Annotated in this window: 25 protein-coding genes and 1 pseudogene; 10 read left to right on the forward strand and 16 right to left on the reverse strand. The window is 57.3% G+C overall.

Features of this window, described 5'->3' with window-relative positions:
• Positions 1-43: 43 nt before the first annotated feature.
• A complete protein-coding gene (locus P0D73_RS08035) occupies positions 44-1,756 on the reverse strand; it encodes an FAD-dependent oxidoreductase (protein WP_408430770.1) in 1,713 nt (570 codons plus the stop codon).
• Between the two features lie 746 nt (positions 1,757-2,502).
• On the opposite strand from P0D73_RS08035, the gene P0D73_RS08040 reads away from it, so the two are divergent.
• From P0D73_RS08040 to P0D73_RS08050, 3 genes are all read left to right on the forward strand, one after another.
• Entirely contained in the window at positions 2,503-2,646 is a 144-nt protein-coding gene (locus tag P0D73_RS08040; protein ID WP_408430773.1) for a hypothetical protein, read from the forward strand.
• Between the two features lie 77 nt (positions 2,647-2,723).
• Entirely contained in the window at positions 2,724-3,278 is a 555-nt protein-coding gene (locus tag P0D73_RS08045; protein WP_408310670.1) for a cytochrome b, read from the forward strand.
• Positions 3,279-3,282: 4 nt separating this feature from the next.
• On the forward strand, positions 3,283-4,302 hold the full coding sequence (locus P0D73_RS08050) for an NAD(P)H-dependent flavin oxidoreductase (protein ID WP_408310667.1): 1,020 nt from the start codon (positions 3,283-3,285) through the stop codon (positions 4,300-4,302).
• Between the two features lie 192 nt (positions 4,303-4,494).
• Here P0D73_RS08050 and P0D73_RS08055 read toward each other — a convergent pair whose 3' ends face one another.
• Both P0D73_RS08055 and P0D73_RS08060 read right to left on the reverse strand, forming a co-directional pair.
• A complete protein-coding gene (locus P0D73_RS08055; protein ID WP_408430775.1) occupies positions 4,495-5,454 on the reverse strand; it encodes a LysR family transcriptional regulator in 960 nt (319 codons plus the stop codon).
• Between the two features lie 69 nt (positions 5,455-5,523).
• Entirely contained in the window at positions 5,524-6,501 is a 978-nt protein-coding gene (locus P0D73_RS08060; RefSeq protein ID WP_408176019.1) for a LysR family transcriptional regulator, read from the reverse strand.
• A gap of 484 nt (positions 6,502-6,985) precedes the next feature.
• On the opposite strand from P0D73_RS08060, the gene P0D73_RS08065 reads away from it, so the two are divergent.
• The 3 genes from P0D73_RS08065 (at position 6,986) to P0D73_RS08075 (ending at position 9,722) form a co-directional block, all read left to right on the forward strand.
• Positions 6,986-8,152, forward strand: coding sequence for an HPP family protein (locus tag P0D73_RS08065; RefSeq protein ID WP_408176018.1), 1,167 nt, complete (start codon positions 6,986-6,988; stop codon positions 8,150-8,152).
• A gap of 27 nt (positions 8,153-8,179) precedes the next feature.
• A complete protein-coding gene (locus P0D73_RS08070) occupies positions 8,180-8,563 on the forward strand; it encodes a nuclear transport factor 2 family protein (RefSeq protein WP_408176016.1) in 384 nt (127 codons plus the stop codon).
• 397 nt (positions 8,564-8,960) lie between these two features.
• Positions 8,961-9,722, forward strand: coding sequence for a carboxymuconolactone decarboxylase family protein (locus P0D73_RS08075; protein WP_408430778.1), 762 nt, complete (start codon positions 8,961-8,963; stop codon positions 9,720-9,722).
• A gap of 148 nt (positions 9,723-9,870) precedes the next feature.
• Here the strand turns inward: P0D73_RS08075 and P0D73_RS08080 are convergent, their stop codons facing one another.
• The 7 genes from P0D73_RS08080 to P0D73_RS08110 all read right to left on the reverse strand — a co-directional run bounded on the left by P0D73_RS08080 (position 9,871) and on the right by P0D73_RS08110 (position 16,937).
• Positions 9,871-10,773 (reverse strand): enoyl-CoA hydratase-related protein, encoded by a 903-nt coding sequence (locus P0D73_RS08080; protein ID WP_408176014.1) that lies wholly within the window; start codon positions 10,771-10,773, stop codon positions 9,871-9,873.
• A gap of 30 nt (positions 10,774-10,803) precedes the next feature.
• A complete protein-coding gene (locus P0D73_RS08085; RefSeq protein WP_408430781.1) occupies positions 10,804-12,087 on the reverse strand; it encodes a CaiB/BaiF CoA transferase family protein in 1,284 nt (427 codons plus the stop codon).
• Entirely contained in the window at positions 12,084-13,748 is a 1,665-nt protein-coding gene (locus P0D73_RS08090) for a GMC family oxidoreductase (protein ID WP_408310657.1), read from the reverse strand. Before P0D73_RS08090 ends, P0D73_RS08085 begins: the two co-directional genes overlap by 4 nt.
• Before the next feature lie 86 nt (positions 13,749-13,834).
• Positions 13,835-14,464, reverse strand: a complete 630-nt coding sequence (gene acuR, locus P0D73_RS08095) for an acrylate utilization transcriptional regulator AcuR (RefSeq protein WP_408282532.1) — start codon at positions 14,462-14,464, stop codon at positions 13,835-13,837.
• A gap of 202 nt (positions 14,465-14,666) precedes the next feature.
• The gene (locus P0D73_RS08100; RefSeq protein WP_408282535.1) at positions 14,667-15,092 is read right to left on the reverse strand and encodes an organic hydroperoxide resistance protein; all 426 of its coding nucleotides are present in this window, start codon (positions 15,090-15,092) and stop codon (positions 14,667-14,669) included.
• Between the two features lie 59 nt (positions 15,093-15,151).
• Positions 15,152-15,862 (reverse strand): SDR family NAD(P)-dependent oxidoreductase, encoded by a 711-nt coding sequence (locus tag P0D73_RS08105; RefSeq protein WP_408282539.1) that lies wholly within the window; start codon positions 15,860-15,862, stop codon positions 15,152-15,154.
• Positions 15,863-16,085: 223 nt separating this feature from the next.
• Complete coding sequence (locus tag P0D73_RS08110; protein ID WP_408282542.1) at positions 16,086-16,937, reverse strand: LysR substrate-binding domain-containing protein; 852 nt, start codon at positions 16,935-16,937, stop codon at positions 16,086-16,088.
• A gap of 114 nt (positions 16,938-17,051) precedes the next feature.
• Here P0D73_RS08110 and P0D73_RS08115 point away from each other — a divergent pair, with 114 nt between their 5' ends.
• Entirely contained in the window at positions 17,052-17,702 is a 651-nt protein-coding gene (locus P0D73_RS08115; protein ID WP_408282545.1) for an FMN-dependent NADH-azoreductase, read from the forward strand.
• A 100-nt stretch (positions 17,703-17,802) separates the two neighbouring features.
• On the forward strand, positions 17,803-18,582 hold the full coding sequence (locus P0D73_RS08120) for an alpha/beta fold hydrolase (protein WP_408282548.1): 780 nt from the start codon (positions 17,803-17,805) through the stop codon (positions 18,580-18,582).
• A gap of 210 nt (positions 18,583-18,792) precedes the next feature.
• Here P0D73_RS08120 and P0D73_RS08125 read toward each other — a convergent pair.
• Positions 18,793-19,262: pseudogene (locus P0D73_RS08125) on the reverse strand (LysR substrate-binding domain-containing protein); the annotation flags it as partial.
• Between the two features lie 110 nt (positions 19,263-19,372).
• Between P0D73_RS08125 and P0D73_RS08130 the strand changes: the two are divergent.
• On the forward strand, positions 19,373-19,828 hold the full coding sequence (locus P0D73_RS08130; protein ID WP_408310654.1) for a hypothetical protein: 456 nt from the start codon (positions 19,373-19,375) through the stop codon (positions 19,826-19,828).
• A 74-nt stretch (positions 19,829-19,902) separates the two neighbouring features.
• Here the strand turns inward: P0D73_RS08130 and gtdA are convergent, their stop codons facing one another.
• The 3 genes from gtdA to P0D73_RS08145 form a co-directional block, all read right to left on the reverse strand.
• Positions 19,903-20,967 carry a gentisate 1,2-dioxygenase gene (gene gtdA / locus P0D73_RS08135; protein ID WP_408282557.1) on the reverse strand — a complete coding sequence of 355 codons (1,065 nt, stop codon included), beginning with the start codon at positions 20,965-20,967 and terminating at the stop codon, positions 19,903-19,905.
• A complete protein-coding gene (locus P0D73_RS08140) occupies positions 20,948-22,168 on the reverse strand; it encodes an MFS transporter (protein WP_408310652.1) in 1,221 nt (406 codons plus the stop codon). The genes gtdA and P0D73_RS08140 overlap by 20 nt, the downstream gene beginning before the upstream one ends.
• 86 nt (positions 22,169-22,254) lie before the next feature.
• The gene (locus P0D73_RS08145; protein ID WP_408282563.1) at positions 22,255-22,512 is read right to left on the reverse strand and encodes a hypothetical protein; all 258 of its coding nucleotides are present in this window, start codon (positions 22,510-22,512) and stop codon (positions 22,255-22,257) included.
• 341 nt (positions 22,513-22,853) lie between these two features.
• On the opposite strand from P0D73_RS08145, the gene P0D73_RS08150 reads away from it, so the two are divergent.
• On the forward strand, positions 22,854-23,156 hold the full coding sequence (locus P0D73_RS08150) for a DUF4148 domain-containing protein (RefSeq protein WP_408282566.1): 303 nt from the start codon (positions 22,854-22,856) through the stop codon (positions 23,154-23,156).
• A gap of 59 nt (positions 23,157-23,215) precedes the next feature.
• Here the strand turns inward: P0D73_RS08150 and P0D73_RS08155 are convergent, their stop codons facing one another.
• Both P0D73_RS08155 and P0D73_RS08160 read right to left on the reverse strand, forming a co-directional pair.
• A complete protein-coding gene (locus tag P0D73_RS08155; RefSeq protein WP_408282568.1) occupies positions 23,216-23,632 on the reverse strand; it encodes a BON domain-containing protein in 417 nt (138 codons plus the stop codon).
• Positions 23,633-23,742: 110 nt separating this feature from the next.
• Positions 23,743-24,813: a porin gene (locus P0D73_RS08160; RefSeq protein ID WP_408430784.1), complete on the reverse strand. Its 1,071-nt coding sequence runs from the start codon at positions 24,811-24,813 to the stop codon at positions 23,743-23,745.
• Between the last annotated feature and the right edge of the window lie 481 nt (positions 24,814-25,294).

Here is a 25,294-nt window from a genome sequence, read left to right on the forward strand (position 1 = left end):
GTGTCGCACGCGACTACGTCGGGAGGCGCGATCGGGCACTGCCTCAACGTTGGGCCGTCAATAGCGAATGTATTTCGGCCACTACGCCGGCACCTTCCCCGACGGCGGACGTGACACGCTTAATCGAAGTCGAACGCACGTCGCCGATTGCAAAAACGCCCGGAACACTCGTCTGAAATGCGAAATTGGCCGTCGTTGACTCCGTCGAACCCGTGCGGTCGGTAATAACGAAACCTTTGTCATCAACCTCCACTCCGCATCCACGCAACCAGCCGGTGGCAGGGTCGGCGCCGGTAAAGAGAAAGAGATGGCGAGTCGGGATTCGTGTGTGATTTCCGTCCGAACAAAAATGAACCTCCGTCACGCCGTCCTCGTCTGATGCGACAGATTCGATGGCAGAGTTGCTATGAATCGTCACGTTGGCGAACGAGCTCACGCGATCGATCAAATATCTCGACATCGTTTCGTGCAAGCTCTCGCGTCGAATCAGCACATGGACATGTGCTGCATAGCTCGCCAGGAAGACGATTGCCTGTCCAGCAGAATTCCCTCCTCCCACGAGTACGATTTCCGAACCCTGACAGAGACGACCCTCGATCGATGACGCCCAATAGTAGACGCCGCGAATCTCGGACTCATTGAGGCCCGTGATTTGAGGGCGGCGATAGGCAGCACCGGATGCTATAACGACCGTCTTCGCGTGGGCGCAACGACCGTCCCTGAGTTCGATCATGAAGGGCGATTCGGCGCAATGCAGCTTTGCCACCTCGGTCGGTATGACTATTTCCGCGCCAAATTTAACAGCCTGCTCATATGCGCGGCTAACCAGAACATGACCGGAGATGCCGGTTGGAAACCCGAAATAATTTTCGATCCTGGTACTTGCGCCGGCCTGTCCACCAAAGCCCTTTGAGTCGAAAACGAGCACGGAAAGTCCTTCTGACGCGGCGTACACGGCCGCAGCGAGTCCGGCTGGACCCGCACCGACAATGACGGTGTCGTACGTGCCGGCTTCATCGAAGCCGAGCAGCAGACCGAGCTTCGACGCGAGAAGCGTTTCATCGGGATTGTGCAGGATAGAGCCGTCAACCAGTACGGCTAGCGGCATCTGTCCTTCTACGCACTGTGTCTTCGAAAGGAAATCGCGAGCCTCATCGTCCGTGGCCGGATCGAGGATCCGATGTGGATGATTGGCGCGCCTCAGCAGATTTGCGAGAACGATGAGTCTCGCGTCAGTCGAAGATCCGATCAGGATCGGGCCACTACCATCCTGAATCAATCCGACGCGCCGAAGAATGAACGCGCGCATGATCTCCGAGCCGAGTTGAGCTTCGGCAATCAGAAGCGCCCGGAGCCGCTCAGGCGCGATCAGGAACGCATCAACGTCCGTGATGGCAATCGCGTCAACGAGGTATGGCTTGCCGCTGAGTGTGGCCGTCTCTCCGAGAAAGTGCCCCTCACCAACCTCCTGAAAAAGCCGCGACTGCCCAAATCCGTTTCGCACGATCAAATGCACGGTTCCACGAGTCAAGATCCTCATGCCGTCGCTCTGCTCTCCGGCGCGAAACATGACGTCGCCGGCTTTCCAATGTTCCGTCGTCCCGAAGCGAGCCGTCTTGGCTATCCGCGTTGCGGTCAAACGGGGATACATCTGATACCGACGCCGCTCAATCTGGGTGCGTTGACCTGCCTCAACGGTTTCGTAATCTTCAGGCGCGACACGGACGCCGGGTGGTGCACCGTCTTTCAACGTCATGGAAGTTTCCTTGTTCAGCCAGGAGGTAGTTGGCATTCGAATTATTCGCTGCCGAATCGCTCGGGTTTGGCCTCGAGGAACTGCGTAGCATTGCAAGAGTCTGCAACGAGGGATACAGCTGGAATACGCTCCGGCAAGCGCGATCTGTCTCAACTGACGCCGACAAAACTATGTCTGCGGTCGACACATCCGACCCATGCCAACCCACAGCCTCCAGTAGGAACTATAAGGTTTTCGACGACGCTGAATAAAGGCCAAGGCATGAACAACACCTTTTACATCTGGTAAATAGAGAATGTCATGGGAGGTCGCAAAGATGATGTCTTCTCTACTTGGGTTCAGCATGGATGCACGATTCTGGTTCCCACCCGGATATGTGTAGACATGGCAAGCACTGTTTGGAAATGACCGCCAGATGTTCTGGATTCCTCCAAACTTCTCTGACTTGGGCGATCACCCGTTTGCTCATCCGACCCAATTCACTAAAAGAGATTTCAACCATCACAAATCATCATTTGAAGTGATTGAACGGTCCATATATCGTTCAAGAAACAGAAAGCTGCAGCCCGGGAGGTGGACCAAGCAATCTCCTGATGGGACTACGCATCAAAAACCTTCCATGGACGGAGACAAACTGATGGAAACAACTGCAGCGGCCGGTATTCGGTGCGGATTCAACTGGCTATTCGATGCACCGGTTGCAAACTCGGGCAGGCCAGCGCAACGACTATTGCGGGGATAAGCCAATGAACCTCGCCCATCAACTCCTCCTTACCACCATCGCTAACATCGAGTCGTACAGTCACGGCCAATGCCTGATTGGTGCGCAGACGATGTCGGGCGCATCCGAAGCGGCAACCCACTTGGATTTCGGCTGGCGCCTGCCTTGAAGGCTGACCTTGACCTGCCGGTGTCAGCCCTCTTCATGGCCCGACCGTCGTCTGAAAACACACGCAAGGAGGTAGGTATGAAACTGCGGGACAATGGCCTCGGGTTCTCACCCGTCACTATCGCGCTGCATTGGCTCGTGGCCGCTCTGCTACTCTCGATTATCGGCTTCGACATCGCCATATCCCAAACAGCCGGCGAGGTGCAAAGGGCGGGCTTGACGCGGATCCAAAACCTGCTCGGCACCATATTGTTCGTCATCTCGATCTATCGATTCGGGGCGCGGATGTCTTCCTATCATCCCCTGCCCGTCGGCACGCCGAACCCCATTGAGGTGATCGTCAGCAGATCCGTGGCAGTTTCCCTAGCCTTGGCGATGGTTCTGCTTCCGATCGCCGCATGGCTTTCAAAGTCGGCCGCAGGTGAAGGTATTGGTCTGCCAGGCGGATTCGCGATACCTGCTCTCATTGAACCCAACGCGCAGGTCAAGCGAGTTGTCGATATCCTTTTCAACGTCGGCGCGACAGCCTTTCTCCTGGGCTTGGCGCTGCATATTTTCGGCGCGCTCAAGAATCACCTGGTTTTACGGAATGACGCCCTAAAACGAATGATCGGAAAACACGTGGAGCTTTGAAGCCATGCGCGAAGTCAAATCGGATTTTGCCGTGGGCGAGGTCACTCGACTCTGCGGCGTCAGGTACCCCATCTTTCTCGCGGGTATGGCGGCAATTTCTGGCCCCAAGCTTGTCGCCGCGGTGGCGAATGCCGGCGGAATGGGTACGCTCGGCGGCCTGCGACTGCCGCCGCTGGCCCTGCTCAAATGGATACGGGAAACAAGGGAACTGACAGACATGCCCTTCGGAGTCAACCTCGTTCCGTCGTTCGGTGGTCCTGAGGTATTCGAAGCGCAGTTTCAGGTGATCCTCAGGGAGAAGCCGCGGCTGCTTTCGCTGTTCTACGCCGAGGACTATGTCGAGATGATTCCCCGTGCCAAGGATGCCGGGCTGGTGGTCTCGGTGCAGGTTGGCACAGTCGAACTCGCCGAAATGGCAATCGAGCGCGGGGCGGATATGATCGTGGCGCAGGGAAGCGAGAGCGGTGGCCACCTCAACCGGGGCACCATTGGCCTGATGTCGCTGCTACCGGCGATTTGCAAAATCGCCCAAGGACGGCCGGTCCTGGCGGCAGGAGGCATCACCAATCGCGACGACGTCAAGGCCGCAATGGGGCTCGGCGCCGCGGGTGTCCTCGTAGGTACGGCGTTCGTGGCAAGCCACGAGTCGAACGCACATCCGCTCTACAAGCAAAAGATCGTGGAAGCCACCGTGGACGATACTGAGTATCGGACGGGCTACTCATTCGGCTGGAAGTACGGCACCCCGCACCGAGTGATTCCAAATCGCGATAAATGGAACTTGCTGCGCTTCATCGGCGGCGGAGCACGCGTGATTGACAAGCCGCGGATGGCACAGAAACTGTCGCTTTACGCTGGGCAGGGTGTTGGAAAGATCGGCAGTGTCGTCTCTGCGGCAGAACGGGTAGCTGAACTCATCCAAGGGCTACCTGTGTCATCCGCAGCCCCGGAAATGCGGGGCGATGATGCAAGCGACCACCACGCATTGGCGCCACTTTGTCATGATGCAGGCAATGCGATCTAACCGCAGCGGCCTTTCAGTCAACATACTCGCCGCACACGGAATCGCATCAGCAACCACTTCTGAGCGTACCGTCTGTCGGTGAGTATGCGTCTGTATAGCCGACCCCGGACATGCAGAGGCACGCCGTGCTACCCCTCGTTATCGCGGCGCTTACCCCTCACACGCTGGGCCGCCGGCGCAATCGCGTGATCCCTAGTGAACGTTGAGCTTCGGCGCGTTGGTAGCGGCATGTTTCGCTGGCGCGACTCTTTCCACGACGATTTTCGTATCTTCGTTTACCCGGATGAACTGATCTCGCGCCAGACTAATGAAAGCGGTCAATGCTGGGGTGATCAAGGTGTCACTCCTACGAATGAAAACGGTCTTGACATTTGCGATCTCGGGCGGCAGCCGATGATAGCGGATCGTCTGCCGAGATACATAGCTTTCGACGACAGTCTTCGGCAACAACGTAACGCCTATGCCCGCAGCGACACATGACAGGATGCCATCAAGCGTTCCCAGTTCCATCACCTGATTGGGAACCAGCCCGCCCTGATGAAACCAATGCTCGAGTGTAGAGCGGTAAAAGCATCCCGTCCGGAAAACAAGCACCGTTTGTTGAGGCATGACGCGGATAAGCGCTGCCAGCGAGTCAAACTCACAACTGCTCACCAGGACCAGTTCTTCTTCGAACGCCTCCTCCTGGGACAGACCTGTGTTCTCGTGAAACCCGCCCACGAACGCGCCATCGAGACGATAACTTTCGATGGCCTTGATCAATTCGACGGTGGTGCCCGTCAACAGAGATAACTTGACCTGGGGATGCTTTGCCCGGTATTTCGTCAGCACCTGGGGCAGTCGTATCGCAGCCGTCGTTTCCATCGATCCGAGTCGAAGGTGCCCGGCGGGCGTTGCAGTATCCATCAGCGCATTGCGACTCTCCTCCGTGAGCTGCAGAATGCGGCGTGCGTAGCCGAGGAAAGTCTGTCCGGCCGACGTGAGCACCACGCCACTCTTTTGCCGAATGAACAGTTGCTGACTCAACTCAGCCTCGAGCTCTTTCACCCGCATGGTGACATTGGACTGCACGGTGTGCACTTTGTCCGCCGCCGCAGTGAAGCTGCCCTCTTCGGCCACAGCACAGAAGATTCTCAACTGACGCATTTCCATGACGGCATCCTATCGATCACTGAAAATGACGAATGGCGTAACGCAATGCGACGCCCTTTCACCCAGGCTTCAGACCGTTGTTAGCGCATGATCTACGTCACGGTCCAGGCGCTGTGAAATTGCCACCATCGCATTAGGGATAGGTCCGGGAAGCGAGCGGAAGAAATCAATGCAGAAATCGACGAAGGTCCTCAGTCTCACAGGAAGCAATTCCCGGTGCGAGTAGAAAAGACATACCTCCGCGCCGCTTTCTGACGTGGAGCACTGCGGTAAGATGTGCGTGAGATGCCCCGCGGCAATGTCTTCACGAACCATAGCTTCGGATATGGTCGCAATGCCGGTTCCCGTAAGTGCCGCTGCCCGAAGCAGCACCTCGTTACCGTCCATGGACGACATCGGCAGCACACTCATTCGTTTTCCTGTTTCCAGAAGATCGATGAAATTCGTGCCCTTCTGTTTAGACGCAGGGTCCAACAGAAGGAAATGGCTAGCCAGATCCGAAGCGGCTTCGGGTGTCCCGCATCGTTCAAGATATCCTGGTGCGGCGACAAAAATGTGCCGCGACCTGGACAACGTACGGCGAATTACCCCAGACTGCTCCACTAGGTGAGGCGGAAGAATCGCCATATCGAAGTGGCCGTCATACAGGTTCACCGCTTCTTCCCGAACGGAAACCATGAGATTCACATTGGGAGCGATTGCTTGATAGTCGGACAAAAGTCGCGAGAAGGTTTTGTTCACCAGCATCGGGTGCACAACGAGTCGTAACCTTCCACTATCGATTTCCCGTTCTTGCGCGATCCGACGATTCGCTTCGTCAAGTTCTTCGAGGAGACGGCAGCAACTCAGATAGTACGACTGTGCCGCATCTGTCACTGAAACAGATCGGGTTGTTCTATGCAGGATCAGCGTCTGGATGCTCTCTTCGAGCTTGGCGATAGCTTTGGAGATCGAGCCCGTGGTCACGCCCAACGATGCAGCCGCCTTACTAAAGCTTCTATGCTGTGCGACTGCAACGAATGCTCGCAACATGTATAGCTGATCCATCGCCTACCTCGCTGATAAATTTCACAAAGCAAACATCCCCTGACTGGAACTTTCGTGGCTGTAAAGATCCGAAGGCTGCCATCATTGCCGACAAATCCATCGAAGGTCAGACAAACCATATAGCGACGTTCTTACATTGAGATTGTTGACATATCGCGCAGGAAACAGCTTAGCAACGTTTCCAATACGCATAGGCGGTTTATGGCGATAGGGGTATCACGTAAACAGATAACCGACAGTTCCTGCGGAGTTCCGGCGGAATCGATCGGCAGCTAGCCGCCCGGCGGGACCGCTCACTGCACGCCTAACTTGTTCTCGCCGGGAAAGAGTGTTTGCCTATCGTGGGTATTCAAACTCGAAGGCAACGAGCTTACGATTCGCAAATTATCAGCATCGCAGGTTCGATAGAAGCTGGACCCAACGTGGGCAAAGCGCTCCTCGTCTGTTCGTCACGATCTGCACGCATGAACGGTGACGCGCAGGAATGCAAGCCGCTACGCTCCGGCAGGCCTGGGAATATCGCATGATCCATTGGCTCAGCCGCTTCGTTCCGTCACCCATCTCTGTCAACTGGTCTGAACGCATTCGTTCGTGCGTGGGGGTATCGATCGGCATTACGGTCACCGCGCTAACCATGCGCAGCTTCACTCAGAGCGGCGTATTGGTTCCATTCCTGGTTGCGCCCATGGGGGCATCGGCGGTCTTGCTCTTCGCCGTGCCGGCAAGTCCAATCGCTCAACCATGGTCCTTTATTGGCGGAAATTTGATTTCCGCCACGATTGGCGTCGCATGTTCGCAATCTATTTCTGACCAGGTGCTCGCTGCAGCTGCCGCAGTCCCCATCGCGCTATGTGCGATGTTTTCGCTTAGATGCATGCACCCACCTTCTGGTGCCGTCGCCCTCACCGCCGTGCTGGGAGGGCCCGGCATTCACTCCCTTGGATATGGCTTCGTGTTCGCGCCAGTAGCGGTGCAATCGTTGATCATGCTGGTGTGTGCGATTATCTATCACGCGCTCACTGGTCACCGTTATCCGCATGCTAGCCACAAGGGCACCGTCATCAATGATGTCGATCGGTCGCGCCGAGAGATCTCGCGTGTTGACCTGGAGTCTGCCGTACGTCGACGCGGAGAACTCCTGGATATAGGAACCGATGATCTTGCCTCGTTGCTGGAGGAAGCACAGATGTTGGCTTACGCTCGTAGCTTCGGCGAACTGACATGTGGCGACGTTATGTCACGTCCCGCCGTCTGTATTCCAGCAAAAACCTCGTTGAATGAAGCTCGTGACATTTTACTCAGACATCGCATTAAAGCTCTTCCAGTAACCGATGGATCGAAACAGGTTATTGGCATCGTCACGTGGGCGGATGTCTACGGACGCGTAGAGACTGTCAGCCTTGCCGAGGCCTGCAATTCGTGTCTCGGTCCCTGGACCGTTCCCAGCCAGGAGACGCGGGTCGATAGTTTGATGACAGCAAGACCGGAAACGGTCGAAGCCAAGACGTTACTGATGACCGTTGTTCCGATGTTCGCAAAGCACGGACATCACCACATACCCGTTGTTGACTCTCAAGGCCGGCTAGTTGGGATGATGACCCAAGCGGATGTCATTTCTGGCCTCTATCACCACAGTCAGGCATTCGCCTAATACCTGCAAACCATAAGGAACATCAACATGTCTATCGAGAAAATGCCCGAACTTGCCCAAGCCGTCGAGCTATATTTTCAGGCACTGCACGAATGCGATCTGGACAAGTTTGATCGGGTTTTCCACACGAGTTGCAGCTTGTTCGACACGGACGACGGAAAACTGACTGTCGTCCCCTTTGCCGACTACCGGGAGGTCATCGCTGAACGTGTGTCGCCAATGAGTAAAGGCCAAAGGCGTGACGATGCGTTGATCTCGGTAGACTTTCTGTCGACCGACATTGCAGTCACCAAAGTTCACCTGCGCATCCACGACAAGGTTTTCATCGATCACTTGAACTGGGCGTATGTCAACGGCTCCTTTGTGATCGTGGCCAAGCTGTGGCACGACATATCGACCGTGACCGTCTGATCGTATTTGTCCGTTCCTGATGAAACATTCCATGGTCGCTGGCCAGTTCGCCTCGGCCATCGGGTAATAGGTCTTTTTGCGGCATGAAGGGACGTTCCTCCTACCCTACCCTGCCCTTCTTTTGTCGCGGCGCACATTCTCGGAAGTGCGCTTTTTTTGTGAGCTATCCCGATCACCCATTGACGGTTGCGCCCCACAAACTTTGTGCGGGACCACAGATGGGTCGTCTCGTTCGTTGCCGGCGTAGCGTTATCTATCAATCAGATAGCCGTATATTTTCCCTTCGCTTGTCAATCGCTCCGGACAGTGCGAGCGTATGACGTCAATCATGCTCCTGACTGTATGCGTGATGCTCTAATGGTTAGTTTCCCCTGTACATATCTCTAACGGAGAAGCAATGACACTTACCCACAAACAGCAATCGATCAAGGACGAGTTCATCCGCGTGCGGAGTACGTGGGCTCCGCAATGGGAAAGTATTCTTCGTGTCGACTGTGATTTTCTGCATGCGTACCTTAACCTGTCAGCGGTGCCACTGCGACACAACCACCTGGAGGACAAGGTCAAGGAGTTCATCTATATCGCCGTGAATGCGTCCTCGACCCATCTCTTCGCTCCCGGCATCCAGATGCATCTGAAGGCGGCGGTGGATTTTGGTGCCACACGTGAAGAACTGATGGAAGTGCTCGAGCTGACCAGTACGATCGGTATTCACGCTTTCAATGTTGCCATGCCCATCCTCGCAGAAGTGCTTGAGGAAGATGGTCTCCGCGAGCGGACAGTGTCTGCGGATAGCCGCAGGCAAACATTGAAGCGACGCTTTACCGAAGTACAGGGGCCTTGGGATCGCATCTGGGACGATGCGCTGGAACTCGATCCGGATTTCTTCGAGGCGTACCTCGAATTTTCGTCGGTTCCGTGGCAGAACGGAGTTCTCGAACCGAAAATCAAGGAGCTTGTGCTTTGCGCGCTCGATGTCGCCGCCACCCATCTTTACGAGCCGGGTATCAGGATTCACATGCGCAATGCACTTCGTCACGGTGCAACCGCGGAGGAAATCATGGAGGTCATCGAGATTGCGAGTGTTATCGGAATCCACGGTGCACTGATCGGTACTCAGATGCTGGAAGACGCAATCGCGGCCACGCAGGATATATAGACAGCAACGAAGGTACACCGTTTTTTTCCACAACGGGTCCGTCAAACCGGCGGTGATTTCAAAACGACGAATTCGTCGGGCGAGAGCGCATCACTCTAAACGAGGCATTTGCGTCGCGCTCTGCCCATTACTGACGATAAGTCGTGGCTTATCGATGGCGGAAGACAGGAGCGCGCTTGGCCAGGAACGCGTACATGCCTTCCTTTTGACCTTCGGTGGCGAAGGCGGCCTGAAAAAGCCGACGCTCGTGCAGCACACCCTCGCTCAGCGGTGTCTCGAATGCACGATTGACCGCCTCCTTGGCAAGCCGTACGGCAGGCAGGTTATAACCTGCGATGGTATGCGCTGTCTCGAGCGCGGTTTGCAGCAAATCGGCCGACGGAACAACGCGCGCAACGAGGCCGGCTGCAAATGCCTCATTAGCGGCCAAATTCCGGCCAGTAAGAATCAGATCCATCGCAAGCGACTTTCCGACTGCACGTGTCAAGCGCTGCGAACCGCCAATACCAGGCGGAATCCCGAGCTTGATCTCCGGTTGGCCGAATTGGGCATCATGGGCCGCAATGATGAAATCGCAGGCCATCGCCAGTTCGCAACCGCCGCCGAGTGCGTAGCCGCCAACAGCCGCGATGACCGGCTTTGAAATGGTTCGAATGCGATCCCATTCGGCGAACAGGTCTTTGGCGTGCCAGTCGGCGAAGGACTTGTCGACCATTTCCTCGATGTCCGCCCCAGCTGCAAATGCGCGCGCATTGCCTGTTATCACGATCGCGCCGATTCCATCGTCATGATCGAACGCAATAAGCGCCGCGAGCACCTCGCGCGACATCTGAACATTGAGCGCGTTAAGGTTCTTCGGGCGGTAGAGCGTGATCAGGCCGACGCGCTCCCTTCGATCGATCTTGATGGTTTCGTACACACCGTTTTCCGACACCGCTCCCACGGCATCTGCATTCGCGCCTGCGACAGCAGGTCCCACGTTCGGTTCGATCACTTGCATCTTGGTTTGCTTGGCGGATGCTTCCTGCACTGCTGAAACGTCGGTCTTCATATATTCACCTGTCAGTTCAAAATTGCGGCGTCATGCAGCAAGGCTCGTGGAGCGCTTCATTTCATCGACGCCTGATTCGGATTCAGCCTGCGACGCGTAGGCGCCCGACGAAGCCATCAGTTCAGCCAGAATCGCTTCGCGATGCTCGTCAACTGCCGGCGCTCTCCTGACCACCGTGACGTCCTCGTCGGGTGAGGTATTCATCTTGATCGGATTGCCGGCGGTTTTCACTTTCCGCTCGGACTTACCCTGGACGTGGATGAACATATTGCGCGCCTGAAGTTGCGGATGATCGAAGACCTTGTCGATCGTGTTGATCGGAGCACAGGGCACGCCGGCCTCGTTCAGCTTGTCGAGCCAGACACTGACCGGTGCGGAGCGGGTTACCCGCTCAATGGCCTCGATCATGGCGGGCCGGTTTTGCACGCGGAGATCGTTCGTCAGGAACAACGGGGCGAAGGCCACTTCCGGCACGCCCAGGGCGTCTGCCATCAAAAGAAAAAGCTGATCGTTGCCTGCGGCGATGATGAATCGCCCATCCTGGGCAGCAAAGCTTTCGAACGGTGCGAGTGACGGGTGGGCGTCGCCAGTCCTCGTAGGCACCTTCTTTTCGACATCGAACCGGGCAAACGCCGTTTCCATCAACGCGGCCTGGCAATCCAGCATCGCGATGTCCACGTGCGTGCCTTGTGCATCTCTGGAGCGCTTGTAGAGCCCCGCCAGGATGCCTATCACGGCGAATAGTGCTGCACCGAGGTCCCCGAAGGCTGTGCCAACCCGTGCGGGCTGACTGTCGGGCCACCCCGTCAGACTCATGACTCCGCCCATGGCCTGCACGACGGTGTCGTAACCGGGCAGATCCTTGAACGGGCCGGTGTGGCCAAAGCCCGAAATCGATGCGTAGACGATGTGCGGATGCGTCCTCGCCAATTGCTCTGCGCCGTAGCCGAGCCGATCCATCACCCCGGGCCGGAAGTTTTCGACCACCACGTCAGCCTTGTCCAGCAATCGGCCGAGCAGTTCGCGGTCACGCGGAGACTTGAAGTCGAGCGCAATGCTCTCCTTTCCGCGGTTGAAGCACATGAAGTACGCCGATTCGTCGTCGACGAACGGACCGAACGCCCGAGTATCGTCTCCCGTGCCCACACGCTCTATTTTGATGACGCGTGCTCCGAGGTCAGCAAGCGTCATCGCGCAGTACGGTCCTGACAGCACACGCGAGAAATCGATCACCGTGATTCCTTCGAGGGGTAAGCGCTTCTTCACCCCGGTTTTGTTCTCAGTCATAGCCAATTCCTGGTTGAATAGAGTCAAACGCCTTGCTGAATCCAGCGCGAAGCTTTCTCTGCGATCATCATCGTAGGAGCGCTCGTATTGCCGCTGGTGATCGTCGGCATCACGCTCGCGTCCACCACCCGAAGTCCCGCAACGCCGCGCACGCGAAGATGGCTGTCGACGACAACATTCGGATCCGCGAACGTGCCCATCTGCACAGTACCCACGGGGTGGAAGATCGTGGTGGCGATGTCACCGGCCAGTTTCGTGAGTTCAGCATCCGATTCGTACTGCGGACCCGGCTTGTACTCTTGCGGCCTGTATTCCGCGAGGGCCGCCTGGCTCGCGATGCGTCGCGTCAAGCGGAGGCTGTCGACGGCGACTTTGCGATCGTCTTCCGTGCTGAGGTAATTCGGCGCAATGGCCGGCGCATCCTCGAAGTTACCGCTCCTGATATGCACCGTGCCCCGGCTTGTGGGGTTCACATTGGCCACACTGGCGGTGAACGCCGGGAATGTGTGCAGCGGCTGCCCGAAAGCGTCGAGACTCAGCGGCTGCACGTGATACTCGATGTTGGCGTGCTCCCTTGACGGATCGCTCCGGGTAAAGGCCCCGAGCTGAGAGGGCGCCATGCTCATCGGACCCGAGCGGCGCAGCGCATATTCGAGGCCGATCTTCGCCTTGCCGACCATGCTCGACGCAAGAACGTTCAGCGTCTCGCAGTTTTCAACCTGGTAGACCGCGCGAATCTGAAGGTGATCCTGCAAGTTCGCACCGACGCCCGGTGTGTGCTGGACAATATCGATGCCGTGTTTTTTCAACAGAGACGCCGGCCCAATGCCCGAGTGCTGCAGAATATGCGGCGAACCGATCGCACCAGCGCTGAGCACCACTTCGCGCGCGGCGCTCACCGACACGAGTTCGCCATCGCGAACAAGTTCCACACCGGTGCAACGCAGCACACCGTGTTTGTCACGGTCGATCCTGAGCTTCTTCACATGGGAGTTGGTCCACGTCGTGAGATTCGGCCGGTGTTTGATCGGACGCAGGAACGCCTTCGAGGTATTCCAGCGCCAGCCGTCTTTCTGCGTGACGTCGAAGTAGCTGACGCCGAAATTATCACCAGTGTTGAAATCGTCGATGATAGGAATGCCCGCCTGCTCCGCCGCTTTGGCGAACGCATCGAGGATTTCCCACTTAAGACGCTGCTTTTCGACACGCCACTCGCCACCGCTTCCGTGAGCCTTTGCGATCGCGTCGACACGGCTGTTCAGCAGGTCACGTTGCTTCGGATCGAGTTTGTAGAAGTCTTCGTGAGCCTTGAAGTCCTTCAATGAGCTGCTCCAATTCCATTCCGGATCGCCCGTCAGGTCCGCCCAATGATCGTAATCGCGAGCCTGGCCACGCATGTAGATCATCCCGTTGATACTGGAGCAACCACCCAACGTTTTGCCACGTGGATAAAGAATCTGCCGGCCGTTGAGGCCTTTGTCCGGCTCAGTGCGGAATTGCCAGTCCGTGCGCGGATTGTCGACGCAATATAGATAGCCGACAGGGATATGGATCCACATGTAGTCATCGGTGCCGCCCGCCTCGACCAGAAGGACATTTCTGGTTTTGTCGGCGCTCAGACGATTCGCGAGCAGGCTGCCCGCGGAGCCGGCGCCAATCACAATAAAGTCAAATGTCGTACTTTGCATGTGCATCCTATTTGTCCACACGAGCGGCTTCCAGCGCTGCCCATCTAAATTAGACCGATCGTCTATAAAAACAGAAAAAAAGCCGCCTAACCGAGCGCAGCGAAAAAAACGTTCGCAAAAGTACGCAACGCTTCAGGCCCGCCTTCGAGCTTCGCCCTCAACACCGCGCCCTCCCAGCCTATCCAAAAAAATGCGGCAAGTTGCGAGCAATCGGCCCCTTCCGCAATCTCACCCGCAGCCTGCGCTTCCATCAGGCACTTCGTTGTGCGGGCTTCCCAATCGGCAAAAACCTCGCGCAGCCGTACACGATGAGCTTCCGGGAGTACGGCCATTTCTTGTCCGAGATTGCCCACGAGACACCCACGCCGAAAGCCGTAACGCCCCATCCCTGCCTCTGCGTCCGAGACGAAATCCTGCAAGCGCTTCAGGGGCGATATAGATTCGTCCGCGAGGAACTGATCGAGCTTTCTCGCGAAATACATCGCGTAGCGGTCGATCAATTCGAGGCCGAACGCTTCCTTGCTCCCGAAGTAGTGATAGAACGATCCCTTCGGCACGTTCACGCTGCGCAAGATTTCGTCGAGTCCGGTTGCAGAGAAGCCTTTTTCCGTGAGCGCAACGACCCCAGCGCGCACGAGAAGCTCTCGGGTTTCGCTATAGCCTGCGAGTTCTTTCGGCGGGCGCCCTCTGCGGCGCGGTGCGGTATGCGTATCCATCCCACTGATATTAGACCGCTCGTCTACGAAATGCAAGGCAATGGCGCGCGTTGCGATACGCTGGGCAACCGCACCCGGCTTTTCTCTCTAAAGACGTCGCACCTCGACTCAAGACTGCCCGGCGCGAGGTACATCGGAATCAACGGTCCTGCAGGCCGTCAATCGCCAGGGCGTTCCGAAGATCATCGAACACAATTGCGGCTTAGACGAGCGTAAGCGTCACGTCTATGTTGTTCCGCGTTGCGTTCGAATAAGGGCACACAATATGGGCCCTGTTGATGAAGTCCTGAGCCGCTTCTCGTGCCATGCCCGGTAACGATATCTTCAACTCGACTTCGATGCCGAAGCCATTGGGGATCGGTCCGATGCCCACTATTCCGTTCACCGACACATCAGTAGGGATAGCAATTTTGTCGCGCGCAGCAACGAATTGCATCGCACCGATAAAGCATGCGCTATAACCGGCCGCAAAAAGCTCTTCGGGGTTTGTGCCCTTCTCGCCCTTTCCGCCCAACCCCTTCGGCCTCGTCAGCTTCAGGTCCAGTCCACTTTCAGGCGCCACGGCGCGCCCTTCGCGGCCTCCAGTAGCCTCTGCGTGAGCACGGTAGAGAACATTTTCGATCGACATTGCCAACTCCTTATCGATAAGTCAGTTAACGGGCGCAACCTGTAGCGCCCGACGATGCTTCAGTGACCAGCGCTCTGACCGCCGTCCACGTGCAGGATTTCGCCCGTCACGAACGGCGCCGCATCCAGATACAGGATCGCGTTCACGATATCGCTCATCTCGCCCATGTGGCCCACCGGGTGGAGTGCGCCGAGTGCCGCGTGCGTTTCGGGCGCATGCATCGGCGACTTCATAATGCCGGGTGCAACCGCGTTCGCGCGGATGCCGCGCTTCGCGTATTCGATTGCAAGCGACTTCGTGGCCGCGTTCAGACCGCCTTTCGTCAGCGATGCCAGCACCGACGGCACACCGTTGATGGCATGATCGACGAGACTGGTCGTGATGCTGACCACATGGCCGCTTTTGTTCTTCTCCATTTCAGCGATCGCCAACTGCGTGATGTAAAAGAAACCGTTCAGATTCACACCCGTCATCGCAGCGTAGTCTTCAGCGGTATAACCCGTGAACGGCTTTGCGATGAAGATACCGGCGTTGTTGATCAGCGTGTCGATGCGGCCGAAGCGCGCCACACCTTCCGTAATGACGCGATGCGCCGTCGCCGGGTCAGCGATGTCACCCGCCACGGTCAGAATGCCGGGGTCGTCCGACGGCTTGATGCTGCGTGCCGTTGCGACGATGCGATAGTCCAGCTTGCGGAATGCTTTGACGGTCTCTGCACCAATACCTTGCGATGCACCCGTCACGACTACGACCTTTTGCGATGCGCTCATTCAAACCTCGAAGTTTGGATTGGGCTCTCTTGCCCACCGGGCCGGCGGCTCCGATGCGTGCCTAATCTAGGTGTATTTATGCTTCGAGCAAATACCCGCCATGGACAAACTATTTTTCGTGCGCGGAACAAATCCGGTCGCGGCCGCATGATTCATGGGTTAGCGTGGACCGAGGAAGTTTCGATTCTCGGTCTTTGACAGATCACCTGGCGCTCGCTACGCGTCATCCCTTATTCGCGAATGCCAGCGCGATGGCGTTTCCCAATTCGTCGGCGAGGGGCGCGGCTGCACCCGCCGCAGTGAAAATCGTGAACTCGACATCAGGCAGTGAAGGCAAGCCTGCATCAGGCGGGACTACGTGCAAGCCGTGTACGAGTTGCGTCTGCACGACCGGCGTCACCGCAAAGCCGGCCTGCGCCGCGGCACATAGACCGGCGCCGCTCGAACACACCAGCGCAATCCGGTAGTCGATGCCCGCGCGGGCGAGCGCGGCCAGTGCAGCCTCCCGATACGGACACGGTTCTGGCAGCACCGCAAGCGGCACCGGAGCGCCAGGCGTAAGCGACGCCCATTCCGCACCGGCCCACACGAGTGGCTCGCGCCAGAGCACGCGTCCAGAACGGGCACCCTCGCAGCGACCGCCAATCACCAAGTCCAGTTCGGCCTGATCCATTGCGTGCAGCAGTTCGCCAGGAATGCCAACCCTGACGCTGAACGCAATGCGCGGGTAGCGCACCGCGAACGTCTGCATGACATTCATCAACCTGACGTTGGCGAGGTCTTCGGAAAGGCCGACACGGATCGCGCCCTCGCTCGGTGCGCGCGAAAGCTGCGCCTGCGCATCATGGTTGAGTGCCAGGATCGCCCGCGCGTAACCCAGCAGCAGTTCGCCGTCGGCCGTGAGCGTGACCGAGCGCGTGGTACGCGCGAGCAGATCGCGGCCGGTCTGTTTTTCCAGACGCCGCAGATGCGCGCTGACGGCAGACTGCGTCAGATTGAGACGGGCGGCGGCGAGCGTGAAGCCGCCCTCCTGGACCACGGCCACGAAGGATCGCAGCAGGACGGTATCGAACATGGGGGTCCTCGCTTATATAGTGCAAACCAAACTGAATATGGCGATGATACTTCGTTTATATTTTGAATCGAAATATGTTGTGATGGCGACTCCCAACCCACATGGAGTAGTCCCATGCCTACCTTGCTGCATATCGAATCGTCGCCACGTAAGAAGCGGTCTGCCTCCCTCGACGTCGCACGCGCGTATCTGGATGCTTATCGCGACGCTCATCCGGGTCATCGGATCGACGTGCTGGATCTGTGGTCGGTGGAGATGCCGGAGTTCGACGGCGACGCGCTCGATGCCAAATATGCGGACCTGAGCGGCACACCGCTCAGCGAAGACCAGCAGCAGGCGTGGACGAACATCCGAGAACTCGCGCAGCGATTGCACGACGCGGATACGTTGCTGTTCTCCGTGCCGCTATGGAATTTTTCCATTCCCTACAAGCTCAAGCATTTCATCGACGTCGTGTCGCAGCGCGGCATCCTGTTCTCGTTCGATGAGCGTGGGCTACAGGGCTTGCTGAAAGACAAGAAGGCGGTGGTCATTTATGCGAGGGGCCTCGACTATTCAGTGGGCTCGAGCACACCCGCTCATTCGTTCGATTTTCAGCGGCCGTTCATGGAAGCGTGGCTGCGATCCGTCGGCGTGAGCGACGTTAAATCGATTGTGGTCGAGAAAACACTCCTTGGTCCTGAAGTCGATTACGCGGCAAGACAGGCTGCACGCGAGCAGGCAATGGCGCTTGCGCGGGCGGCTTCCGTTTCAGTCGGCAAATGAAATATTGCGCGGCGCATGTGGCGCATCACCTCGCCTGAAGAAAGGTGACTCTCGACCACGTAACGCCGCCTACATTCTTACTTTTTAACGAGGCACCATTTTGAATACGCTGATCAAGCAAGGGTTGTCGTTACTCGTCGTCGCCGCTGGTCTGATATCCGCCGCCACTGCGCAGGCCGCGTCCGATCCTGATCTTGCAGGCAAGAACGTTGTCCTGGTACACGGCGCTTTCGCGGATGGATCGAGCTGGAATAAAGTCATTCCTCTCCTCGAAGCAAAAGGCCTCCACGTGACGTCCGTGCAAAACCCACTGACATCACTGGGCGATGACGTTTCGGCAACGACTCGCGCGATAGACCGGCAAAACGGTCCGGTGGTGCTGGTTGGCCACTCGTGGGCCGGCTCCGTCATCACGCAGGCGGGTAACAACGACAAGGTCAAAGCGCTCGTGTACGTTGCAGCGTTTGCACCCGACAGCGAACAATCCGCCAACGACATTCAGAAAGGGCTGCCGGCGCCTTCGTGGGCGGCCGAGCTGCACCAGGACGCTGCCGGTTTCCTGACGCTGTCCGATAAGGCGATGGTCGAAGACTTCGCGCCCGATGTCTCCCACGCGCAAGCGCTTCTACTCGCTGCGACACAGGGGCCGTGGTATTCGGGCTGTCTCGCCGAAAAGATTGGTCACGCCGCGTGGCATGACAAGCCGTCCTGGTATGTTGTCTCGATGAAGGACCGTATAGTCCCTACCGACTTCCAGATGAAATTGGCGAAACAAATCGGTGCGACTGCCGTCGATGTCGATGCGAGTCACGTACCGATGCTGTCGAAACCTCAAGAGGTCGCTGCTGCAATTATTTCGGCGGCACGCCAGGTAAAGTAGCGGGATGCGCCCGTCGACGGGAAATCAGCCGACAGATCTGTAGAGGGTTCGCGGTGGGCACCGGACATATGACTCCGGCTTTGATATGTTCCGGCCTCCTGTATGTCCGGTGTCGCCTGCCCAACCTCCGGTGCAAGAGTATGGTTGGCACATTTCAACACTGCACGTATCCACGACTCGCTTTGCGCCGGATCGCAATCGTAAGCAAGGTTATGCCCGTCTAACCTTCTTCATCAAAAAGTCGACCAGATCCTGCTGTACAGTGTCGAGCACGTCGCCTGCGCCGACCAGCGCAAGTTCTGTTGGTGGCACTGACGGCATATCAGAGCATATTCGATGCTCGGGTAAAACCGCCGACTTGGGTGACACCGAGATCGCCAAACCTCCGGCAACGGCAGCCTGAATCGCAGTGAGCCTTTGACTGCCGAACGCGACTCGCCACGCGCGCTTTGCCTTGTCGAAGCTGCGAATCGCGCGCTTCCGGTAGATGCATCCTTCTGGGAAAAGCGCCGGCGCAAAAGGCTCCTCCGAATCCAGTTTCTGCAATCAGCGTCGCGACCGCGCACCCACACGAGTGTCTCCGGCCACGATGCGAAGCAGTCGCCACTGTCAGGCTCGCGTTTGACGAGGGCAATATCGATTTCGCCGGCGGAAAGCTTTTGTTGCAAAACCGCGCACATGCGACGCCATTACCGACGGTCACGTCGGTAATGGCAAGAACACCGCGTACGGCACCGATCCGAAATGGAATCAGGTCAACGTGCAAGCCGTCTATTTGTTCTCGAGACGCATGGACATTTATATCGAAGGTATGTATCAGCACGCGATTCATGGAGGCTTAGGGAGGACGGCTGGCGGCCACGCCGAATCATCGCCGAGCAGCCACCGGCTGGCGACCCGGCGTCTCAAGCGGTTTCGTACCGACAAACCGACGCCATGCGAGAATAAGGCTCCGCTTGTCGAAATGACGGATATTGTCATGGACCATCCCGGTACCGCCCTAACCTCACCTATCATTTCCCGCGACGCGGCTATGTGGTTTTCCGCCTATGGCTTCGGCTGGGGATATTGTGCCTTTGCCTTGCCTGCCGAAACGGTTCGTGAAAAGCTCGGAGCTGCGAGCGAGACTCCGAGGCAACTGACGCTCGCTTTCGAACTCGGCAGACTGCGAATATTGCAGGCAGTCCAGCAAAAAACGTTGCCGGCGACTGGGGAGCGGGTAGAGCTATCCGCAGCCGATCTTTAGCAGGGCGGGTCTAGCTGCATCGCTAACAAACACCTGGCATTGTCGCGTCGCGACGCACTCTCGCCTGAGGCGATTCAGGCTGCGCCCCTTTCCTCTCTGAACAGATAAAGCGCCTCCTGTATGGGCCGGTCGGAAAAAGAGAACAAGACGCTGTCCTCGCCTGCTTCGTGCCGCACGTGATGCCAGGACGGGACGACAAAGATATCCCGCTTGCTCCACTCCACGGAGATGTCGTTTCCAATCCGACTGCGGCCTCGCCCTTCGATAGGCACAAAGACTGTCGCATCAGTTGAACGGTACGCCTCCGTCGAAAACCCTTTGGGCAGCAACTGCATGAAGGTAGCCATCGTCGCCATCGCATACTTTCCGTTGTTTGGGTTGACGTATCTCATCTTCAACCCATGACAGGGATCCCACGCGTTCGCGCGGCGCATCCGCTCAAGCGCTTCGCGTGTCCGTGTATAAGGATAGTTGAAGATCGGCGAGGTTCCACCGCCAGGACGATGGTCTACCGGAAGCAGATTGGCCCCATAGCGGACGTCACTGTCGCCGACGGGGCGCGTAATTGGTTGCTCGTCCTCCCCGAGATGCTCGGCAAACGACGCGTTCACAAACTTCACCACCGGTATGTCCAGACCATCCAGCCAGAAAATCGGGCTGTCGCTTTCATTGCCATGATCGTGCCACGCCATCGGCGGCGTGATGATGAAATCCCCTTCGTTCATCATTGTGCGTTCGCCATTCACCGATGTGTGAGCGCCACCGCCTTCCATCACAAAACGAAGCGCCGTCTGCGCGTGACGGTGCGCGGGTGCGACCTCACCGGGAAGGACCAGTTGCACCCCCGCATACAGATCGGTTGTGATCTTCGATTCACCACGCAGGCCGGGGTTCTCTAGCACGAGCACGCGCCGTTCGGCTTCTTTTGCGGTGATGATGTCGCCCGCCTCCATCATGGCCGCGCGGACGTCCGCGAAACGCCAGTGAGCCGGCACGCATTTGCTCCGTGGTTCGGGCGTAATCAATTCATTCAGCGACGTCCATAGCGGCGCGAGGTTCTTCTGGCCGATCCGTTCGTAGAAAGCCTCGCGCTCCGGCGTCGCTATCACACTCATCTTTTCAGAGTTGGCGGGCATCATTTCCCTCGTTCTCTTCCGGATCGATTCCACGTTTATTGAAAATCCGCGCAGGAGCTGTTTCCTTCAACGCTGCGACTGCAATGGCTCCAGCGCAGATTGTCCAAAGCGGCATGGTCACCGCATGCTCGATGCCGAAATGCTTGGCCAGATAACCGGCATACGCAGGTGCCACACCACCGCCAAAGACCTCACCAATACCGATGATCATGCCCGATGCCGTGGACATCAACTGGACCGGCACGGCTTCCGCCGCGACCGGACCGACGGTCAGCGTGATCAGGCTGTACAGACAACCCATAGCGATCATCAGGCAGATGAACAACGGAACCGGCGCCGCCCCCGTTCGCAGGAAAATCCACAGCGACAGAAATACGCCCGCCGTTGAAAGCAGCATGACGGGCTTGCGGCCGACGCGGTCCGAAAGGGCCGGCAGCACGAGAGCGCCGATCGCCCCGCCGAAGCCTAGCGACGAAAGAATGAAACCCATCTGCTGCATGTCGAGATGCAGATAGTCCACGAGATAATTGGGGAACAGCGCAGCAATGACGATCTGGCAAGCGAGCCAGCACAGCATACAGATGATGCCAAGCGGTACATTGCGATAGCGAAATACCTCATACCAGCGATGCTGGCCAGTATCGTGCGTCGCCGTGTGCTTCGCAATTTCAGTCGGCGACGGTCGGCGCAATACCCGTTGCGCGAGGAACGCTACAACGAGACCCGGAAATGCTACAAGCAGGAAAATCCAAGGCCAGCTCATCACCTTGAGCAGTTGCGTCACCACGATCGGGGTGAGACCAAGCCCGAGCAGAGCCGGCATCATTTGCTGGATCCCGACGTTGCGTCCGTGCCGGCTCGGTGGCGACGCATCCATCGTTGCAATGATGCTAGCAGGCGTGAAGGCACCTTCGGCTACCCCCATGAAAGCGCGGATGGCAATCAGGCTGCCGACCCCCGTCGCCAGGCCACCGAGACCTGCCAGCAACGAAAATCCGACCATGGCCGGTACGATGACTCTCTTGAAGCCGATCCTGTCCGAGAGATTGCCCGTCAGCAGTGCAGACAAGCCCCATGCGAGCGCCAATGCTCCCGTGATATGCCCAAGGTCCTGGTAGTCGAGCTTCAAATCGCGCATCAGTACCGGCATCAACGGCACAATCAGGAAGCGATCTATGCCGACCAGGCCCATGCCGAGAGCCATCAGCGTGACAGCCTTCCATTCATAGCTTTTCGACGACTCAGCATGAGACTGCGCTACCGTTGAGGGCGCCAGCGGAGGGGTGATGTTCATTGGAAGTCCTTCTGGTTGGACGGCATCGCACGTACGAACGCCGGCATTTGCGCGTGAAGCAACTTGTCGGCAACAACAGCGTCGAATCTGCCCGATGCGCTCCTATAGTCGGGATCGCCTGACGCCGGATCAACAACACGCGACGACTGGCGATCCACTTCGCACAAGATCCCGTCAAAGCGGCTCGCGAATTTGGACGCGCCCTTGTGATATGCGTGAGCGGCTATGCCCGCCGCCGAAAGTACATCGATCATCTTCGTCTCCTACTCGATTTTGTGCTGTTACTAACTATCGACTCGGCCGTGATCACTGTCCAACGATAAAAATCGACCGCCTGATCTCGATAAGTGATTACCAGTCAAACGGGTCGAACTCGCACTCCCTATCCTAATTATGTAATGCGAACTATCTTTAATATCCGTTTGACACGGAGGATCCGGATTGGCCTATCGGGGACGTTCGATTTGCGCCGAAACCGCAACGATCTTTCCCGGCAAGAAATGATGCGCGGTAGTGGTAACCCCTATTACACTACGATCACTGACTGCAGACACGGACGTCTACAGCGCTAAACCAAAACATCCAGACTGCCTCCATGAAACCCTTCATCAATCTGCTAATCGCCGCATCCGCTCTGGCCGTTCCGGTTCTGTCCTTCGCCCAGCAATCTTCGCCGCCTGTCACACGTGCTCAGGTGCGTGCAGAACTCGGTCAACTCGAGGCCGCCGGTTTTAAGGGCGCCTCCACCGGTCCTTACTACCCCGCGAACCTTCAGGCTGCGGAGGCTCAGGTCGCCCGGCAGAAAGTCGCTGTGCAAGCAACATCCAGCAACTATGGTCCGTCGACCAGCGGCTCATCGCAATCTGGCCAGCCGGGAGTTTCGGCGGACGCGCAATAGTCGGACTACGGACATTTAAAGCCAAGGCAGGTGCGCGCCAAGCAACGGCCGGTCTGCGATTACCGCTCTATCGCATATACACTGAGCCGATTGTCGACTGAAGAGACGCCAGGCACGCTCCTGGCGATCTCTCCAGCGCGATCCACCTGATCACTCTTCGGCACAGAACCAGACAACGTTATCGCGCCAGCCTTCGCGTAGACGAACAACTGCGTCATGTCGATCCCCTTTGCCTTCGCCATTGCAGTTCGCACATTTTTGGCGAGCTTGCGATTAGCGGCCCTGATCGATTTTGCGCTCGATGCGCTGCCCGCAGCCGCCGACGCGACCGCTGCACCGTTGTTACCGTCCTGTGCAAATGCCGCCAACGGTGCGATGGCAGCTGACAACGCGGCCACCAATCCAAATCGTACGATTGCTCTCATTTTGCTTTTCACTTTGTTGGAGATGTTTGAGACCTGCCTGGATTCACCCATCAACTCGCGAGTCAAATGGCGATACCGTCCATTAGGGAGGCACCGCCACAGCAACGCCTTCCCGATACAGACCGCCATTCGTCAAGCGGCCGGTCTGACGTCTTTTCGCCTTAGAACGAATGCCGCACGCCGATCTGCACACCGGTCTGACTGCTGTCGGCGGACGCCGTCCGGTAGGCTGCAGACGTGCCGTTGTATGAGTCGAAGTTAAGCGCTGAGTGACGCGAATAACCCACCACGACGTACAAGTCGGTGCGCTTCGATAACAGGTAATCGCCGATGGCCATAATTTGCTGCGGGCTGGCCGGCCTCGTCACCTCGCCATTCGCTCCGGTCGCCGTCTGAATGCGGTCGTAGTAGTACGCAAGGGTCAGTATCTTGTCGACCGCGAACAGGTAGCGCGTAGCCACCCAGAAGTAATCGTCGCGTGCGGCGTACCCGGCGAGCGGATCGTTCTTTCCGTACCGGTATCCCCCCATGAACTTCAGCGCGGCGGTCGAATAGGTAATACCGATAGCCGCCTTTTCGAACCGCGCATAGTTACTGCCAATCCCCTCAGAACGATGAAGGTTGTCATATCCCAAGCTTACGGAGAGTGTGCCGTTATCGTATGCGGCCGCACCGCCGTAACCCGAACCATTCGAGAACTGCCCTGCAAGATTGCTAAAGGAGTAGTGCCCCGTCAGCGTCACTGGTCCGAAAGAGTTTTTGTATTTGACGACATTGCTCTCCCAAAGATTGGAGCCCACTTCCGCAACGACCGGCTCGTAAGTTCCCGAGAGGTCCGTCGGCGACGACGGGTAAAGCGCATCCACGAGCGATGTGTATTGCCGACCAAAGCGAAGTGTGCCAGCCTTCGGCGATGTCAGACCCACCCACGCGCTACGGCCAAAAAATTCCTGCATCAGAGCGCCGTTAGGAACCAGAAACCCGCTTTCCACCTGGAATTCCGCCTTCAGACCGCCTCCAAGGTCCTCATTGCCAGTCAGACCCCAGCGTGAGCCACCCGAGCGAGCCCCATCGGCCATTGACCAGCGATCACCGCTCGTCCCCGACTGGCCGGGATTGACAGGCCAATGGTTGGTGAACTCGATTGCGGTGTCGAGAATGCCATAGAGCGTTACACTCGATTCGGCATGCCCACAAACCGCAAACGTCCCGGCCACCAGGCCGGCGAACATCTGCCTCTTCATCAAAAGTCCCCTCCGTTTAGAATTGCCATTTCGAAACTCTTTGCATCCCCGTGTATTTCGTTTTTTTTCAGCGGGAACTCTCCGTCGCGCGGAAGCTGTGGTCAACTTTTTTATTTAGCATCACTACCAATTTAGAAATCCATTTTCCTCAAAAGAAAATTGGATCAGTTACGCTCCTGCTTGGTGACTTAGGCACACCATCGCCACATTCTTCAATTTCGGGCGTAAGAATTCCCCCCAACATTGCAAGATGCCGGTATCTAAGGGTTTAGAATCTTTTGTCGCCGATGGTTCAAGCCAGAACCGAAGCGTCAATCGTGGGGAGGCTTCAGAACTTTGTTGCCTCCGTGTTTGCGTTTCGCATTGCTGCAAACTATCGGGGTTGCGGTGATCGCTGTCTAACGATTAAAAATAACTACGCGATCTCGATAGCTAATCACCCGCATTCAAAACTCGGAGAAAGGGCCGA

Source organism: Paraburkholderia sp. RL18-101-BIB-B, assembly GCF_046026985.1.
In the GTDB taxonomy this organism is placed as follows: Bacteria; Pseudomonadota; Gammaproteobacteria; order Burkholderiales; family Burkholderiaceae; genus Paraburkholderia.

What these genes read in the sequence shown, in the direction of transcription:
- P0D73_RS08035 (WP_408430770.1), bottom strand. Translation starts at nt 1,756, where the DNA reads ATGACGTTGAAAGACGGTGCACCACCCGGCGTCCGTGTCGCGCCTGAA.
- P0D73_RS08040 (WP_408430773.1), top strand. Translation starts at nt 2,503, where the DNA reads ATGAACCTCGCCCATCAACTCCTCCTTACCACCATCGCTAACATCGAG.
- P0D73_RS08045 (WP_408310670.1), top strand. Translation starts at nt 2,724, where the DNA reads ATGAAACTGCGGGACAATGGCCTCGGGTTCTCACCCGTCACTATCGCG.
- P0D73_RS08050 (WP_408310667.1), top strand. Translation starts at nt 3,283, where the DNA reads ATGCGCGAAGTCAAATCGGATTTTGCCGTGGGCGAGGTCACTCGACTC.
- P0D73_RS08055 (WP_408430775.1), bottom strand. Translation starts at nt 5,454, where the DNA reads ATGGAAATGCGTCAGTTGAGAATCTTCTGTGCTGTGGCCGAAGAGGGC.
- P0D73_RS08060 (WP_408176019.1), bottom strand. Translation starts at nt 6,501, where the DNA reads ATGGATCAGCTATACATGTTGCGAGCATTCGTTGCAGTCGCACAGCAT.
- P0D73_RS08065 (WP_408176018.1), top strand. Translation starts at nt 6,986, where the DNA reads ATGCAAGCCGCTACGCTCCGGCAGGCCTGGGAATATCGCATGATCCAT.
- P0D73_RS08070 (WP_408176016.1), top strand. Translation starts at nt 8,180, where the DNA reads ATGTCTATCGAGAAAATGCCCGAACTTGCCCAAGCCGTCGAGCTATAT.
- P0D73_RS08075 (WP_408430778.1), top strand. Translation starts at nt 8,961, where the DNA reads ATGACACTTACCCACAAACAGCAATCGATCAAGGACGAGTTCATCCGC.
- P0D73_RS08080 (WP_408176014.1), bottom strand. Translation starts at nt 10,773, where the DNA reads ATGAAGACCGACGTTTCAGCAGTGCAGGAAGCATCCGCCAAGCAAACC.
- P0D73_RS08090 (WP_408310657.1), bottom strand. Translation starts at nt 13,748, where the DNA reads ATGCAAAGTACGACATTTGACTTTATTGTGATTGGCGCCGGCTCCGCG.
- acuR (WP_408282532.1), bottom strand. Translation starts at nt 14,464, where the DNA reads ATGGATACGCATACCGCACCGCGCCGCAGAGGGCGCCCGCCGAAAGAA.
- P0D73_RS08100 (WP_408282535.1), bottom strand. Translation starts at nt 15,092, where the DNA reads ATGTCGATCGAAAATGTTCTCTACCGTGCTCACGCAGAGGCTACTGGA.
- P0D73_RS08105 (WP_408282539.1), bottom strand. Translation starts at nt 15,862, where the DNA reads ATGAGCGCATCGCAAAAGGTCGTAGTCGTGACGGGTGCATCGCAAGGT.
- P0D73_RS08110 (WP_408282542.1), bottom strand. Translation starts at nt 16,937, where the DNA reads ATGTTCGATACCGTCCTGCTGCGATCCTTCGTGGCCGTGGTCCAGGAG.
- P0D73_RS08115 (WP_408282545.1), top strand. Translation starts at nt 17,052, where the DNA reads ATGCCTACCTTGCTGCATATCGAATCGTCGCCACGTAAGAAGCGGTCT.
- P0D73_RS08130 (WP_408310654.1), top strand. Translation starts at nt 19,373, where the DNA reads ATGGACATTTATATCGAAGGTATGTATCAGCACGCGATTCATGGAGGC.
- gtdA (WP_408282557.1), bottom strand. Translation starts at nt 20,967, where the DNA reads ATGATGCCCGCCAACTCTGAAAAGATGAGTGTGATAGCGACGCCGGAG.
- P0D73_RS08140 (WP_408310652.1), bottom strand. Translation starts at nt 22,168, where the DNA reads ATGGCTCTCGGCATGGGCCTGGTCGGCATAGATCGCTTCCTGATTGTG.
- P0D73_RS08145 (WP_408282563.1), bottom strand. Translation starts at nt 22,512, where the DNA reads ATGATCGATGTACTTTCGGCGGCGGGCATAGCCGCTCACGCATATCAC.
- P0D73_RS08150 (WP_408282566.1), top strand. Translation starts at nt 22,854, where the DNA reads ATGAAACCCTTCATCAATCTGCTAATCGCCGCATCCGCTCTGGCCGTT.
- P0D73_RS08155 (WP_408282568.1), bottom strand. Translation starts at nt 23,632, where the DNA reads ATGGGTGAATCCAGGCAGGTCTCAAACATCTCCAACAAAGTGAAAAGC.
- P0D73_RS08160 (WP_408430784.1), bottom strand. Translation starts at nt 24,813, where the DNA reads ATGTTCGCCGGCCTGGTGGCCGGGACGTTTGCGGTTTGTGGGCATGCC.